Genomic DNA, 12,525 nt, shown 5'->3' on the forward strand with positions numbered 1-12,525 from the left:
CCACCGCGCTGCCGTCCGGCGAGCCGGGCTCGCCCGGCGCCAGCGACGCGGTCATTCGCCCGCGCCAGGGATGGGGCGCCTGCTCGGTTCCACCATAGGGGTCGGGCAGGTCGTTGCCGGCCGGCACGTCCATCATCAGGAACGGATAGAGCGAGACCTTCAGCCCGCGCGCCTTGAGATCGCGGATCGCGGCGATCACGCTGGCATCGCTCGGGGTGCCGCCATAGGCCGGGCGGCCGTCGGCCTGGCTGACCTCACGCGCCAGAGTGCGCGACAGGCCGCCAACGCCCCAGGTGGCGCCGGTGGTGGTGCCGCCCTTGGCCTCCACCCGCGGCGTCACGGTACAGCTGCCGCAGCGCAGATCGTCACCGAACCAGGCGACCACCAGCGCCACCCGCTCCAGATTGGGGCACAGCGCCTGCAACTCATCGAGCGAGGCGGTCCAGTTGCTGGCCGCATGCAGCACCCCCCGGTTGACCTCCTCGCTGACCCCAGGGCGCGGCGAGTGGGTCACCACCGCAGGATCGTAGACGAACTCCCCGGCGCCCGGGATCAGGGTCACCGCCCGCACCATCCGTTCCAGCGGCTCCACGGTGCGAATGACCTCGAAGGTGAGCTGCGGCAGGCGGTCGCCGAAAGCCTCCAGCGGCAGGCGTTCGAACACCACATAGGCGGTGTTGCGATAGGCCGGGGTGTCACCCTGCCGGGCGGCGATCAGCGGGTCGGGCAGTTGATCGGCATCGCCGTGGTAGAAGCGGCAGGTGATGCCGGTGAGATCGAGCGGCTTGCCATCGGCCCAGACCGCGCCGATCCGCGCCACCGGCCCGGCGCACAGGGCCACGGCGAAATTGGCGAAATAGCGATAGCTGCGCACCGTGGCGCTCGGACCGCCGCCCTTGCCGCCGCTGCTTTCCTCCTGCACCACCTCCTCGAACCGGGTCGCCCAGATGATCTGGCCGGCCAGCCGCGCCCGACCATAGACCATCGGCAGCGGCGCACCTTCGGTGGAAGACTGCACCGACAGATCGTCAAGCCGCCGTCCCTCGATGGTGCGGCTGCCGCCGAACGGCGCCTGGTCGAACGCATAGCCGGCGACCGCACCCGCGGCCTGACCGAGCAGTGCGCCAAAACCGCCCAGAAGGGCGCCGCCCAGCGCCTTGCCGGCGGCAGCGAGGATCAGGGTTGCCATGGCAGAACTCCCGGAAAGGCAAAGACAGCGACAAGACGCCGGCGCCAGGCCGGCACCAGCGCGCTTTCGGCAACGGCCACGCCCTCATAGGCGTGGATCATGGTGTCGGCGGAGGCGAGAATGCCCACATGCTTGGCCGGGGCGCCGTCGCGCCAGCGAAACAGCAGGACGTCGCCCGGTTCCACCTCTGTGGGATCGCGCTCGGTGAAGTGGCGGCGGGCGGCGGCCAGCAGGGTCTCCCGCCCACCGGCCTCGGCCCAGTCGCGGCTGTAGGGCGGCAGGGTTTCCGGTTCCGCCCCCAACACCGCGCGCCAGACGCCGCGCACCAGACCGAGGCAATCGGCCCCCGCCCCCTTGCAGCTTGCCTGATGGCGGTAGGGCGTGCCGATCCATTGGCGCGCCTCATGGAGGATGCGCTCGCGTTCGATCATCTGCTTTTCCTTGCGGCTTTGTCCGGTGGTGCCAGAAAGGGGCGCGCCTGTGCCCGCCCGCCACGCTCACTCCATCAACGCGCCGCCGTCGTTTTCCGGCGCGCCGCGACTTGGATAGGTCAGCGCGAAATCGGCCCCCGGCATGTGGGGAAAGCCCTGAAAGGCGGCGCTGTTGGCGAATTTCGCCGCGCAGGTGGAAAAATGCTTGTCGCAACCGGCGGTCAGCCGCACCGCCGTACCGGGGTCGAGTGGCTGCGGCAGAGGCACCAGCAGCGCGATGTCCCGCGCGGTGCCGGCGCCGCCGGGCATATCGGAGACGATCTCGCCGACATGACCGGCGGAGGCGCCATCGATCACCTCCAGCCGGCCGCCGGCGAACCAGCCATCGGCGGCGGCAACGCCGTCCACCTGCACCTCCGCCGCCCCTCCCCCGCTGACCGTGCCGGTCATGCGAAGGGCTGGCAGTTCCAGATCGACACCGCAGCGACCATCGCCCAGATCCGCATCGCACAGGTGCGAGAACACCCGCCCCTGCGGCTGGTCGAACAGATGGGGCAAGGCCCGCAACTCGGCGCGGAACACCCCGCCGGCCCGCGACACCTCGCCGACGATGGCCCGGCGCAACAGCAGCCGGACCGAAGGGTCCTGCCAATCGACGGCAAAGATCTCCACCTTTGCCCCATCCCAAAGGCCACCGGCCAGTTCCGCCTCGCCGATGGTCTGCGACGACAGGATGCCGGCCACTTCGGCGGTGCCGGCGGCCAGATCCGGCTCCAGCGTCGCCGCCGAGCTGTCGAACCCAAGGCGCGGCTCGAAAGTCACCCCGTCGAAGCGCAAGGTACGGTCATGGTCGGTGAAGCCGAGCACGGCGCCATCCTGCCGGGTCACCCGCCAGCAGGTGGCCCGGGTCGTCACGCTACCGGCGAATCGGGCCAACACGTTTGGGTCCAGCTCCCGCATCAGCCTGCCTCCTCTGCTGTCAGGTCGATCTCGACCAGCGGAATGGTCGGCACCCGGCCGGCCTCCACATGGGTCAGGCTCATGTCCAGCCGGTCGGTATCGAACCGCACCGGCACATCGAAGCGAAACCCGGCGGTGACCAGTGCCCCGGGCGGCGGCAGATGCGCGGGCAAAATGGTGACGAGGCCGGAGGCGGTATCACAGGTGAACTCAGCGCCTTCGGTCAGTTCGCTGCCATCGATGGCCACGCGCACGGTGCCCGCCACCGGTTTCAGAATCGGCCGCCTGTAGGGCTCGGGGCCGGCGCCATAGGTCTTCACCAGCGGGAAGCTGCCTGCCACACCGTCGCCGGTGCCGATCACACAGTCGGTCGGCGCAAGAGCCGGTCCGGTTGCCGCCGACAGGTGATCGAACGGATCGCGAAAGCGAAAACCGCACAGCCGCCCGCGCACCCGCTCGAAAAACGCGGCGACGGCCTGAAGATCGGCGAGCGAGCGCACGCCCGTCCCCGCATCGTAGCGCCGCCGGGAATGCGCCCAGCGGGCGTTGCGCGTTTCCGCGCCGGAGCCCAGGGTCACCACATCCGTGCGCCGCTCCGGCCCGCCGCTGGCGCCGAAGGCAACGGACAGCGGAAAGCGCTCCTCGATGAACTCAACCGTCATTTGCAAAAGCCCCCTTATGCACAGGCCGGGCGCCGGAATTTCGCGGCATTTGATCTTGCTCAAGGAAACGGGTAGCGGGAACGCGCAATGTCGCATCACCAACGGAGGTCATTACCCGAATGAGTCACGTTCCCCACGATTTGCACGAAGAGTTTCCCGAGAGCGCCGAGGCGTTGCACGCGCTGAAGGTTTCCAACGCGCATTTCGCAAAGCTCGCGGACGAGTATCACACCGTGAACCGCGAGATTCACCGCATCGAGAGCGAGGTCGCTCCTGCTTCCGATGAGGCGCTGGAGGAACTCAAGAAGAAGCGTCTTCACTTGAAGGATCAGATTGCGGAATTGCTCTCCGCAGCCTGAAAACGCCGGTGCCTGAGCCCCTCCTGTTCGGGCCCGACGTCAAAGCCCGCGCCGTCCCCGTCCGACGGCGCGGGCTACCATTGTCGAGATCTGCGCCTCCGAGCGGGCAAAGCTGTCCGCGTCCCGCGCTTCCACATTGAACACGATCTGCGGCATGGTCGCCCCGCCTGCGCCCGCCGCCACGCCGAGCCGTCCGCTCGCATCGCGCGCCAGCGGCAGGATCGCCTCCGCGCCCGCCTCCCCCATCAGCCCGGTCGATTGGCCCGACATCGGGAAATAGGTCGGCGTGCCAACGACCCCACCCTTGGCAAACGGGGTCACCGTGGATGCGCCCGCCCCGAGCAGGCCACCCCCCAGCGCGTTGCCAAAGCCCCCCAGCAGGCCGCCGATAGCCCCTGAAATTCCCTTTTCCAGTGGCGCCAGCGCCGCTGACAGGGCCTTTTCCGAGAGGGAAAGAGCCAGCGCGCGAAACACCGTCTCAAGCCGCTTGCCGTCGACCAGTGCCTGTTTCAGCGCCCCGCGCAGGTTGACTGAAACGTCCATTGAGCTGTCGCGCACCTTGTCCATGGCCCGCGCCAGTTCGTCGGCCCCGCGCAGCGGCAGCTCGACCTTGTCGCCATCTTCGGTCATCGCCCGTCCTCACATTTGCGCGCCCGCTCATCGGGATAGCGCCGCATCAGCCGTTCGAACCCCGCCCGGTCGGGCGCTCCGTTGCGCAACGCCGCCGGGGCGCCAAACCCCAGCGCCAGCGCCACCTCGCGCGGGGTGGCCCGCCAGAACGCCTCCGGCGGCCAGTTGAGCCGGCCGAGGCAAAGCCGCATCACATCGTCCCAGGGAAAGGCCGCGACCGGTGCTCCGCCCGCGGCCCGGAAGGGTTTTCGCCGGTTTCCGGATCCGCCGCCTCCTGCTGCGTCGCAACTTCGCCAGAGGCCTCCGGCTGCGTCTCCGGTCCGGCGAAGGTCACCTGCAACAGGGTCGAGACGAGGCCGGCCAGCGCCTGCACGCCGCCTTCCGCCCGCATCTGCGCTACTTCGCCGTCGGTGACGTCATGTCCCGCGCCGCGCAGGCCCGCGCCGAGGATCCGGTTGAGGTCGCGCGCCGACAGCCGGCCGGAGCCGAACCGGTCGGCCAGCGCGGCAAGATCCTCGACCCCGAAGGCGTCCTCCAGCTCGGCCAGCGCGCCGAGGGTGAGAACGAGGGTCCAGCGGCGTCCGTCGAGCGTTGCGCTCACTTCGCCGCGATGACGGTTGGCCATGGCTCAGCTCCCGGTGAAGGTCAGGGCGCCGGCGGATTCCAGCGCGATGTCATAGGTCACTTCGCCGTCGTGATCACCGGCATAGTCGAGCGTGACGATCTGGAACGGCCCGGCGATGGTGCCGAAGTCGGGGATCACCACCTGCCAGTCACGGATCAGCCCGTCGAAGAACAGGCCCCGCACGCTGGCGTCCGCCGCGCTGTCGCGGAAAATCCCGGCACCGGAGATGCTGGCGCTGCGGGTGCCGGCACCGGCCAGCAGCTCGCGCCAGCGCCCGGCGCTGTCCGCATCGGTGATATCGACGCTCGCCGCGTTGAGGGCGATGCGCCGGGCGCGCAAACCTGCGACGGTGACGAACCCGCCCATCCCGTCGCTGTCGCACTTCAACAACAAGTCCTTGCCTGCCTGGGCGGCCATGAAACACTCCGTCGTTTTCTTGAAATTCAGGTTGGGTACCGCCGCGCCGGTCAGGCGAGCGGTTCGGTGACGATCCGCACGCTCAGCCGGCCGCGCCAGGTACGCCCGTCGCGCAGCCGCTCGCTGCGCGACACCGGATCGGCGATATGGATCAGCCGGTGACCGACAAGATGACCCACCAGCGTCGGCAGGGCGGCCTCAATCGCATCGAGGATCACCGCCACCTCGCCCCGCGCCGGCCGGCGCGACAACACGTGAATGTCGACCGCATGGCGCTCGCCCTCCTCCCGCTCCGCCGTCAGCAGCCGGGTTTCCACCGCGCCCAGTTCGACGAAGGGATGGGGACAGCCGCGCGGCGCGCCGTCATGGATGCGCGGCCCGCCCAGCAGGGCCAGCAGCGCGGGATCGGCGGCCAGACCTGCAACGATCGCCCCGCGCAAGGCCGCTTGTCCGCTCATCGGCCTTCCTCCTCGACAAGGCAGGTGATGTAGCCCGCGCGCCGGTCGCTGTCGTCGACCGCCAAGATGCGGAACACCCGCGCCCCCTCCACCAGCCGCCAGCCGCCGGTGATGCGCCCATCGGCACGCAGCCGCGCCCGGTGGGTGGCGATGCCGTCGAGCCGCTCCGCCTGCCAGCGCTCGGCAAGGCTGGCCGGCGCCAACGCCACGAACACCGGTCCCATGTCGGCGAAGACGAGCTCCGCCTCGCCATCCGCCGCCTCGATCCGGTCCGGCCGTTCCAGCCGCATCGCCCGGTCGAGTGCCCCGATCCGCCCGCTCACAGCCGCAAGCTCCGGTAGCGGCCCAGCAGCGCGTCAAGCCCGGCGGGCACGGCGGCCATCGCCGTTTCCACACCGAGTTCCCGGTGCTCGAACCAATGGGCGGTCAGGAGCAGCACCGCCTGCACCAGCACCGGCGGAACGGCGCTGGCGTCCGCGCCATAGCCGGCGGTGAAATCCACCTCGATGCCGTTGAACCCGTCGAGCGGGCCCGGCGCACCGGCGGCCACCTTGAGACGCGGCGCCCCCGAGGCACCGTCAAGGCGCAGGGCGGTCTCTTCGACCGCGACCGGGGCCCCGTCGCCGGCGAACACCAGCACGCTTTCCACCGAGGCGACCGGCGCCACCGGCAGGTAAATGACCCGGCCCGGCGGCCAGTCGTCCAGATAGTAGCGCCAGCCCTGGGTGATCAGCGCCCGGCGGGTCACGCTTTCCACATGCGCCCTTGCCGCGCGGATCAGCCGGGCGATCAGCCCGTCTTCCGCCGTCGAGGTCAGCCGCAGGTGCTGGCGCGCCTCCTCCACGCTCACCGGCTCGGCGGCCGGCGGCGTCGTCACGATCGCGGTCATGTCGGTCCTTTCCCCGCAAGGATCTGGGATCCGCCGCACGCGGGGGCGCGCACGGCGGATCGACCTCGTTCCGGTTCGGCTGAGCGATCAGGCGGAGAAGGTCAGAAGCTTGATGGCGTCGAAATCCTGGACGCCGCCGCCGACCCGCTTGGTGGTGTAGAACAGCACGTAGGGCTTGGCCGAATAGGGGTCGCGCAGGATGCGCACGCCCGTGCGGTCGACCACCAGATAGCCGCGCCGGAAGTCGCCGAAGGCGATGGCCGGGCTGTCGGCGGCAATGTCCGGCATGTCCTCCGCCTCGATCAGCGGGAAGCTCATCAGCGTCGCCGGGGCGCCGACGCTTGCCGGCGGCTGCCACAGGTAGTTGCCATCCGCGTCCTTCATCTTGCGCACCGCCGCCTGGGTCCGCCGGTTCATGACGAAATGGCCGTTCTGGCGGTAGCCGCTCTTCAGCGCATAGACGAGGTCGATCAGCACATCGCCGGCATCGCTCGCCGGGAACGCGCCGGCGGTACCGGTCGATACGGTGCCGAGATTGCCCCAGCTCCAGGCGGCTTCCGCCACACGCGGATAGTCGAGCAGACCGCGCGGCTTGTTGACCCCGTCGCCGGTGACGAAGGCGGTGCCCTCCTGCGCGGCGAAGGCGGCCTCCACCTCCTCGGCGATCCAGGCATCCACATCCACCGCCGCATCCTCCAGCAGCGACGGGGTCGCCGCCGGCATGGCGTAGAGCTCCATGGTCGGGAAGGAGAGTTCGGCGAGCGCCGGGGCGTCGGTCTGCGGCCGGGCCGCCGTTTCCGCCACCCAGCCCGACTGCGGCCCGCTGGTGGAAAACGGCTTGCGGAAGACGCTGGAGGACACCTGGCGGATGCCGGCGATGGCGCGGATCGGCGAAATCGCGGTCAGCGCCCGCAGGATGCCGCTTTCCGTTTCCTCCGGCACCAGATAACCGCCATCGGGATCGGAGCCGGTGGACATCGCCTTGCGCTCCAGCTCGCGCAGCCGCTCGTCCTGCCCCTTGCGCATATAGGCGTCGAAGGCCTCCTTGTGGTCCCGGCCGGCGGCATTGCCGCCGCTGCCACGGCCCGGCTCGCCGGCGCTGCGGCCGGGCCGCGCCGCCTTCAGCGCCAGATCGTCGAGCCGGCGCTGCTGCCGGTCGAGCTGGCGGTCGATGCGCTCCAGCTTTTCCGCCGTCAGCACATCGGTGCTGCCGCGCGCCTCGATCTCCGACAGGCGTTCGTCATTGACCTCGCGAAAGGCGGTGAAGGCGGTGCGCATCTCGTCGAGCTCGTCGCGCGGCGACAGCCCGGTCTCGCGGCCGGTCGCCGCCTTGGTTTCGGTCAGCGGCAGGGCATGAGACATGTGCGAAGGATGGGTCATGAGGGGCAAAGGCTCCTGTGCTTGAGGGTCGGCTGGGCAAGGGACGCGGGCGCGGCGAGACGGGCGCCCGGGTGCAGCGGGAAGGTGACGAGCGACACCTCCCAAAGGTCGATGTCGTGCAGGCGGCGGATGCCGGTGTGGGCATCGCGCCGGGCGCTTCTGGCGCGGAAACCGATGGACAGCCCGTCGAGCGCGCCGGCGGCGATCAGCACCGCCGCCTCCCGGCCAGTGGCGGTTCCGGTCAGAAGCCGCCCCTTGACGAACAGGCCGGTGCGGTCCTCGCGCATCTCCTCGAAGACGCCGATCGGCCGGGCCGGGTCGTGCTGCCCGAGGAAACGGATGCCGGCCGGGCCGCGCTCGCGCAGGCTGCGATGGAACGCCCCGCGCATCACCAGATCGCCGGCATCGTCGAGGCTGCCGAACAGGCTGGCATAGCCGCTGACAACAGCGGTCGGCGGATGGGCCGCCGGGGCATGGGGCGTCGGTGGGTGTGCCGGGTCCGGTCCAGCCGAGGGCACGCCGCTCACGCGCCCTGCCCGGCCTGCTGCGCCCGCCGCTGCAACAACCGGGTGAGCGCGACGGCGAAACGGGCAAAGACGGCGCGATGGCCGCGCGGGCGCGCGGGTCCGGCCGCAGCCGGTCGGTGATCGGCCATGGTGGGTCTCCCTTCATGGTGGTCAGGTGGTGGGGGCGATCCTCGGGATGAGCAAAAATCCAGGCCCGTCCGGGTTCGCAAACAGATTCAATTGCGCGGAATTTGTGCTTGATCGTCAGAAGCTTGCGGCGCGTTCCCGAGAAAGGGATTCACTCGTCGAAATCGCTGAACAGCCGGTTCAGCCGGGCAATCGCCTGGACGAAATCGTCAAAGCGGCGGTTGGAGCGGATCATCTCCCGCACGGTCCAGACCAGAAGGCTGCTCACCGTGCCGGCCCAGAGGAACAGCACCAGATGGGCCAGATCCCCCCGGGCACCGATCATCTGCGCCAGCGGCGTCAGCGTCTCCATCAGGCCGCCCCCCGGGCCGGGGTATCGCCGCCGCCCTCGGCGCTCCCCTCGGGAGGCAAATCGGGCGGCAAATCGGCGCCATAACCGACCGCCACCCGCTTTTCGGACGGGCTGAGGAAATCCGCCGCGCCAACCCGGCGCCACAGCGCCTCGCGCTCGCTCGACAGCGCCTCGACCCGGTCCGCATCCGGCCTCAGCCGCAAACCCGCCCCCTCCGCCGGGCCGAGCCAGCGCGCCAGCGCCTCGGCCACCCGGCCGGCAACCGGCAGCACGGTCTGGCGCCAGAAGGCGCGGTTGGCCTCCTGGAAATTGGCGTAGGTGTTGTCGCCGGGGATGCCGAGCAGCATCGGCGGCACGCCAAAGGCCAGCGCGATCTCCCGCGCCGCCTGGTTCTTGGCGGCGATGAAATCCATGTCCCTCGGGGTAAAGCCCATCGGCTTCCAGTCGAGCCCGCCTTCCAAGAGCAGCGGCCGGCCGGCATTGCGCGGCCCCTGATAGCCTTCCTCCAGCTCCTTCTTCAGCCGGTCGAACTGCTCGTCGGAGAGATTGCCGCCCTCCGCACCGCCATAGACCAGCGCGCCGGAGGGCCTTGCCGCATTGTCGAGCAGTGCCTTGTTCCAGGCACCGGCGGCGTTGTGCAGGTCAAGGCTCACCTGCGCCGCCTCGATGGGGGCAAAGCCATAGTGATCGTTGAGCGGATGAAACACCTTGAGATGCAGGACGGTCGGCCGGCCATCGGCCTCGCTGGGCCCGAGCCGCACCGTGCGCCCGGCCACCGAATAGTCGAACGCCTCCGGCCAGCCATCGCTGCCCAGCACCACCTTCACCCGGTCGGGCCGCAGGGTGTGCAATTCGCGCGCCGCGCCGTCGATCAGCACCCGCTCCAGATAGGCGTTGCCGGCCACCAGCAGATGGCCATACACCTCCTCCAGCAGCGCAGTGCCGGAGGCCATCGGGCTCGGCTGCGCCAGAAGGTCGAGCAGCGGATGCCGGTCCAGCTCCCGGTCATCCTCATAGAGCAGCAGCGGCACACTGGCGGCGGCCTCGGAGATCATCCGCACCGCCCGGTGCACCACCGGGTTGCGGGCATAGCCCTCGCGGGCGAGCGCTGCATAATCGCGCGGCGTCCACACCGGCCGGCCGGCGGCATGGAAGGCCAGCAACGCCCCGGCGCGCGAGGCCTTGGCCTCACCGGGCGCATGCAAAAGTGATTCAAGCATGGATTTCAAGCCCATGATATCCTTGGCCTTTCTCTTTGAACCTGAGAAACGGATTCAGTCGCTTGAGCGGCTGATTCAACGCCTTGCGACGGCGGATCAGATCCGACGCAGGCTTAGATCCGACGCAGGCGGGGCATCGGCGTGTCCTTCAGCGCCAGTTCGCTGATGGCGTAGACCAGCGCGTCGAGCCGGTCCGGCGAGCGGCCACTGGACAGGCCGTCGCTGGTGAAATCGGTCATCTCGTCTTCCAGCGCCGGCAGCGCGCCCACGTGGCGCACCCGCCCCTGTTCGTAGAGCAGCGCCACCGGTTCGGCCCTGAGCCACTTGCCGCGCCGGGCGCGCACCGCCCGCACCGGCACCGCCGGATCGACCCCGGCGATCATGCCGGTGACCATCTCGCCGCCCTGGTTGACCTCGGCGACGAGGCAATCGGCCTCCGCCTCGTGCCAGGTGCGCACCGCCGCCCGGGCCCAGGCGCCGGGGGTGGCGCGGGCAAGGCTGCGGTCGGCCAGCACATAGACGATGCCCGTGGCAGCGATGCCGGCAACGATCAGCCCGCAGGCGTCGGAGTTGCGGCCCGAGGTCGCCGGCGGGTCGAGCGCGACCACCACCCGCACCAGCTCCGGTGCCTCCTCCACCCGGCAGGCCTCCAGCCCGTCACGGGTCCACATGGCGCCTTCGCGCTGTTCCACCAGTTCGCCGTCGAGCTCCTGCCGCGCCAGCCGGGTGCCGGCGTAGCGCTTGCGGATGGCGGCGACGAAACCGGCGGCCAGATGGGCGGCATTGGCTTCCGTGGCCGCGCCGACCACCCGGGTTGCCGGGTCGGCGATGATCCGTTTCAGCAAGGGGATCGGGCGCGGTGTGGTGGTGACGAGCTGGCGCGGGGATGCGCCAAGCCTCAGGCTGAATTGCAGCATGTCCCAGGTCTCCTGCGGGTGGCGCCACTTGGCGAGTTCATCGCACCAGGCAAGCGCGAATTGGGGGCCGCGCAGCGCATCCGGGTCCTCGGAGGAGAACACCTGCGCCACCGCCCCGTTGGGCCATTCCAGTCGCCGGCGCGAGGGTTGCCAGGTGGGCCGCTCGCCGGCCGGGTGCACCGCCAGCAGGCCGGACACCCCTTCGATCATCACCTCGCGCACATCCGCATGGGTTTCGCCGACAAGGGCGATGCGTCCGCCGTCCGGATCCGATCCGCGCCGGGCGCTGCCGACGGTGGCCCGCAGCCACTCGGCCCCGGCGCGGGTCTTGCCGGCACCGCGCCCGCCCATCAGCAGCCAGCAGCGCCAATCGCCCTGCGGCGGCAACTGATGGGGGTGGGCCCATAGCGCCCAGTCGTGGCGCAGGAAGCTCAGCGCCTCCCGGTCAAGCCCGGCCAGAAACTCCGGCAGCGCGCCCCTGGCGGCACAGGCGATCAAGCCGGTCCGCAAGCTCCTGTCTGAGCGCATCCTCGTCCTTTCCGGATGGTTCCAGATCCTTGATGCCGGCCCGCAACTCGATCAGGATGTCGAGTGTCTTGGCGAGACTGCCGAGGGTGCGGGCGTTGCGTTCCACATGGCCGGAGGCTTCGCCGGCCTTCAGGGTCGCACTGGTCGCCGCCTCGCCGCGAAGCTGGGTTTCCACCGCCGCGATCTGGATTTCGAAGGCCCGGGTCAGCCGGGCGACCATGCGGGCGACACCATGGGTGTCCCCGGCCTCGATCAGGTCCCGCACCGCCCCGTGGCGCACCCAGCCATCGGCCCGGGCGCGGCGCGCCACCGTTACCGCCGTCACCTCCATCATTTCGGCGATGGCGCCAGCGTCGAGTTGCTCCTGTTCGTAGAGCCGGCGGGCGGTCGCCCAGCCCTCGGCGGTCAGATGCACCGGCCGCTTGCGGCCCGGCGGCTTTCCTTTTGCCGGCGGGGTGGGCGGCGGGTCAGACGGCTTCGGCCTCGATGCCGCTCGGGTCTCCGTCTCCCTCTCCCTGTCAGTCCTGCCCTCTCCGCTCCCGGGCTCCCGGCAAGGGCGGCCAGCGGCCTCTTCCTCAGCCATGCGCGCTCCTTCCGTTTCGGATTTCATGTCAGCGTTCGTCCTGCCCGCCGCGCCGATGTCGTGCCGGTGGCCTGCGGGCATAAAAAAACGCGCCGGGCTGCGGCGCGTTCGGGCATGTCTCTGTCAGTGTACTTGTCGGGCCTTTGCCCCTTTGCTCGCCGGATCGGCATGAAAAAACCCGGGGTGCAACGCCCGGGTTCGAAAAAACGGTTCTGAATTTGTCTCTGCGACCGGTCGGCCCGCCCCCTCAGAAGGAGAGCTGCGCCCTTAAC

At 70.1% G+C, this 12,525-nt stretch carries 18 protein-coding genes and 1 pseudogene; 1 reads left to right on the forward strand and 18 read right to left on the reverse strand.

The genetic code is table 11. The features are described from left to right. The 4 genes and pseudogenes from LC062_RS20375 to LC062_RS20390 form a co-directional block, all read right to left on the reverse strand. Nucleotides 1–1,189: pseudogene (locus LC062_RS20375) on the reverse strand (baseplate multidomain protein megatron); the annotation flags it as partial. Continuing rightward, complete coding sequence (locus tag LC062_RS20380) at nucleotides 1,177–1,620, reverse strand: NlpC/P60 family protein (protein WP_224912927.1); 444 nt, start codon at nucleotides 1,618–1,620, stop codon at nucleotides 1,177–1,179. The gene LC062_RS20380 and the pseudogene LC062_RS20375, both read right to left, overlap by 13 nt. 66 nt (nucleotides 1,621–1,686) lie before the next feature. Then, the gene (locus LC062_RS20385) at nucleotides 1,687–2,580 is read right to left on the reverse strand and encodes a DUF2163 domain-containing protein (RefSeq protein ID WP_224912929.1); all 894 of its coding nucleotides are present in this window, start codon (nucleotides 2,578–2,580) and stop codon (nucleotides 1,687–1,689) included. After that, nucleotides 2,580–3,242: a DUF2460 domain-containing protein gene (locus LC062_RS20390; RefSeq protein ID WP_224912931.1), complete on the reverse strand. Its 663-nt coding sequence runs from the start codon at nucleotides 3,240–3,242 to the stop codon at nucleotides 2,580–2,582. Before LC062_RS20390 ends, LC062_RS20385 begins: the two co-directional genes overlap by 1 nt. A 119-nt stretch (nucleotides 3,243–3,361) precedes the next feature. On the opposite strand from LC062_RS20390, the gene LC062_RS20395 reads away from it, so the two are divergent. Further along, entirely contained in the window at nucleotides 3,362–3,601 is a 240-nt protein-coding gene (locus LC062_RS20395; protein ID WP_224912933.1) for a YdcH family protein, read from the forward strand. Nucleotides 3,602–3,640: 39 nt separating this feature from the next. On the opposite strand, the gene LC062_RS20400 is transcribed toward LC062_RS20395, so the two are convergent. The 14 genes from LC062_RS20400 to LC062_RS20460 form a co-directional block, all read right to left on the reverse strand. Beyond that, nucleotides 3,641–4,231 carry a phage tail tape measure protein gene (locus LC062_RS20400; RefSeq protein WP_224912935.1) on the reverse strand — a complete coding sequence of 197 codons (591 nt, stop codon included), beginning with the start codon at nucleotides 4,229–4,231 and terminating at the stop codon, nucleotides 3,641–3,643. Next, on the reverse strand, nucleotides 4,228–4,422 hold the full coding sequence (locus LC062_RS20405; RefSeq protein WP_263625844.1) for a phage tail assembly chaperone: 195 nt from the start codon (nucleotides 4,420–4,422) through the stop codon (nucleotides 4,228–4,230). The genes LC062_RS20400 and LC062_RS20405 overlap by 4 nt, the downstream gene beginning before the upstream one ends. Next, on the reverse strand, nucleotides 4,422–4,856 hold the full coding sequence (locus LC062_RS20410; protein WP_224912939.1) for a gene transfer agent family protein: 435 nt from the start codon (nucleotides 4,854–4,856) through the stop codon (nucleotides 4,422–4,424). The genes LC062_RS20405 and LC062_RS20410 overlap by 1 nt, the downstream gene beginning before the upstream one ends. Before the next feature lie 3 nt (nucleotides 4,857–4,859). Continuing rightward, on the reverse strand, nucleotides 4,860–5,273 hold the full coding sequence (locus LC062_RS20415; RefSeq protein ID WP_224912941.1) for a phage major tail protein, TP901-1 family: 414 nt from the start codon (nucleotides 5,271–5,273) through the stop codon (nucleotides 4,860–4,862). 50 nt (nucleotides 5,274–5,323) lie between these two features. Continuing rightward, entirely contained in the window at nucleotides 5,324–5,731 is a 408-nt protein-coding gene (locus tag LC062_RS20420) for a DUF3168 domain-containing protein (protein ID WP_224912943.1), read from the reverse strand. Next, on the reverse strand, nucleotides 5,728–6,054 hold the full coding sequence (locus tag LC062_RS20425) for a head-tail adaptor protein (RefSeq protein WP_224912945.1): 327 nt from the start codon (nucleotides 6,052–6,054) through the stop codon (nucleotides 5,728–5,730). The genes LC062_RS20420 and LC062_RS20425 overlap by 4 nt, the downstream gene beginning before the upstream one ends. Beyond that, nucleotides 6,051–6,620 (reverse strand): head-tail connector protein, encoded by a 570-nt coding sequence (locus LC062_RS20430; RefSeq protein ID WP_224912946.1) that lies wholly within the window; start codon nucleotides 6,618–6,620, stop codon nucleotides 6,051–6,053. The genes LC062_RS20425 and LC062_RS20430 overlap by 4 nt, the downstream gene beginning before the upstream one ends. An 87-nt stretch (nucleotides 6,621–6,707) precedes the next feature. Next, entirely contained in the window at nucleotides 6,708–8,000 is a 1,293-nt protein-coding gene (locus tag LC062_RS20435; RefSeq protein ID WP_224912948.1) for a phage major capsid protein, read from the reverse strand. After that, entirely contained in the window at nucleotides 7,997–8,527 is a 531-nt protein-coding gene (locus LC062_RS20440; protein WP_224912949.1) for an HK97 family phage prohead protease, read from the reverse strand. The genes LC062_RS20435 and LC062_RS20440 overlap by 4 nt, the downstream gene beginning before the upstream one ends. Then, on the reverse strand, nucleotides 8,524–8,655 hold the full coding sequence (locus LC062_RS21430) for a hypothetical protein (RefSeq protein WP_263625845.1): 132 nt from the start codon (nucleotides 8,653–8,655) through the stop codon (nucleotides 8,524–8,526). The genes LC062_RS20440 and LC062_RS21430 overlap by 4 nt, the downstream gene beginning before the upstream one ends. Before the next feature lie 149 nt (nucleotides 8,656–8,804). Next, nucleotides 8,805–9,005, reverse strand: coding sequence for a hypothetical protein (locus LC062_RS20445; RefSeq protein WP_224912951.1), 201 nt, complete (start codon nucleotides 9,003–9,005; stop codon nucleotides 8,805–8,807). Continuing rightward, entirely contained in the window at nucleotides 9,005–10,225 is a 1,221-nt protein-coding gene (locus tag LC062_RS20450; protein ID WP_224912953.1) for a phage portal protein, read from the reverse strand. Before LC062_RS20450 ends, LC062_RS20445 begins: the two co-directional genes overlap by 1 nt. 113 nt (nucleotides 10,226–10,338) lie before the next feature. Continuing rightward, complete coding sequence (locus LC062_RS20455; protein WP_224912954.1) at nucleotides 10,339–11,670, reverse strand: DNA-packaging protein; 1,332 nt, start codon at nucleotides 11,668–11,670, stop codon at nucleotides 10,339–10,341. Continuing rightward, complete coding sequence (locus LC062_RS20460; protein WP_224912956.1) at nucleotides 11,588–12,085, reverse strand: LXG domain-containing protein; 498 nt, start codon at nucleotides 12,083–12,085, stop codon at nucleotides 11,588–11,590. Before LC062_RS20460 ends, LC062_RS20455 begins: the two co-directional genes overlap by 83 nt. Nucleotides 12,086–12,525 lie beyond the last annotated feature (440 nt).

The sequence above is a fragment of the Stappia indica genome, assembly GCF_020177335.1.
Classification (GTDB): Bacteria; Pseudomonadota; Alphaproteobacteria; order Rhizobiales; family Stappiaceae; genus Stappia; species Stappia indica_B.

Coding starts and splice junctions, on each gene's coding strand:
- LC062_RS20395 (WP_224912933.1), top strand. CDS start 3,362: ATGAGTCACGTTCCCCACGATTTGCACGAAGAGTTTCCCGAGAGCGCC.
- LC062_RS20400 (WP_224912935.1), bottom strand. CDS start 4,231: ATGACCGAAGATGGCGACAAGGTCGAGCTGCCGCTGCGCGGGGCCGAC.
- LC062_RS20455 (WP_224912954.1), bottom strand. CDS start 11,670: ATGCGCTCAGACAGGAGCTTGCGGACCGGCTTGATCGCCTGTGCCGCC.
- LC062_RS20410 (WP_224912939.1), bottom strand. CDS start 4,856: ATGGCCAACCGTCATCGCGGCGAAGTGAGCGCAACGCTCGACGGACGC.
- LC062_RS20405 (WP_263625844.1), bottom strand. CDS start 4,422: ATGCGGCTTTGCCTCGGCCGGCTCAACTGGCCGCCGGAGGCGTTCTGG.
- LC062_RS20380 (WP_224912927.1), bottom strand. CDS start 1,620: ATGATCGAACGCGAGCGCATCCTCCATGAGGCGCGCCAATGGATCGGC.
- LC062_RS20415 (WP_224912941.1), bottom strand. CDS start 5,273: ATGGCCGCCCAGGCAGGCAAGGACTTGTTGTTGAAGTGCGACAGCGAC.
- LC062_RS20385 (WP_224912929.1), bottom strand. CDS start 2,580: ATGCGGGAGCTGGACCCAAACGTGTTGGCCCGATTCGCCGGTAGCGTG.
- LC062_RS20390 (WP_224912931.1), bottom strand. CDS start 3,242: ATGACGGTTGAGTTCATCGAGGAGCGCTTTCCGCTGTCCGTTGCCTTC.
- LC062_RS20450 (WP_224912953.1), bottom strand. CDS start 10,225: ATGCTTGAATCACTTTTGCATGCGCCCGGTGAGGCCAAGGCCTCGCGC.
- LC062_RS20420 (WP_224912943.1), bottom strand. CDS start 5,731: ATGAGCGGACAAGCGGCCTTGCGCGGGGCGATCGTTGCAGGTCTGGCC.
- LC062_RS20435 (WP_224912948.1), bottom strand. CDS start 8,000: ATGACCCATCCTTCGCACATGTCTCATGCCCTGCCGCTGACCGAAACC.
- LC062_RS20445 (WP_224912951.1), bottom strand. CDS start 9,005: ATGGAGACGCTGACGCCGCTGGCGCAGATGATCGGTGCCCGGGGGGAT.
- LC062_RS20430 (WP_224912946.1), bottom strand. CDS start 6,620: ATGACCGCGATCGTGACGACGCCGCCGGCCGCCGAGCCGGTGAGCGTG.
- LC062_RS21430 (WP_263625845.1), bottom strand. CDS start 8,655: ATGGCCGATCACCGACCGGCTGCGGCCGGACCCGCGCGCCCGCGCGGC.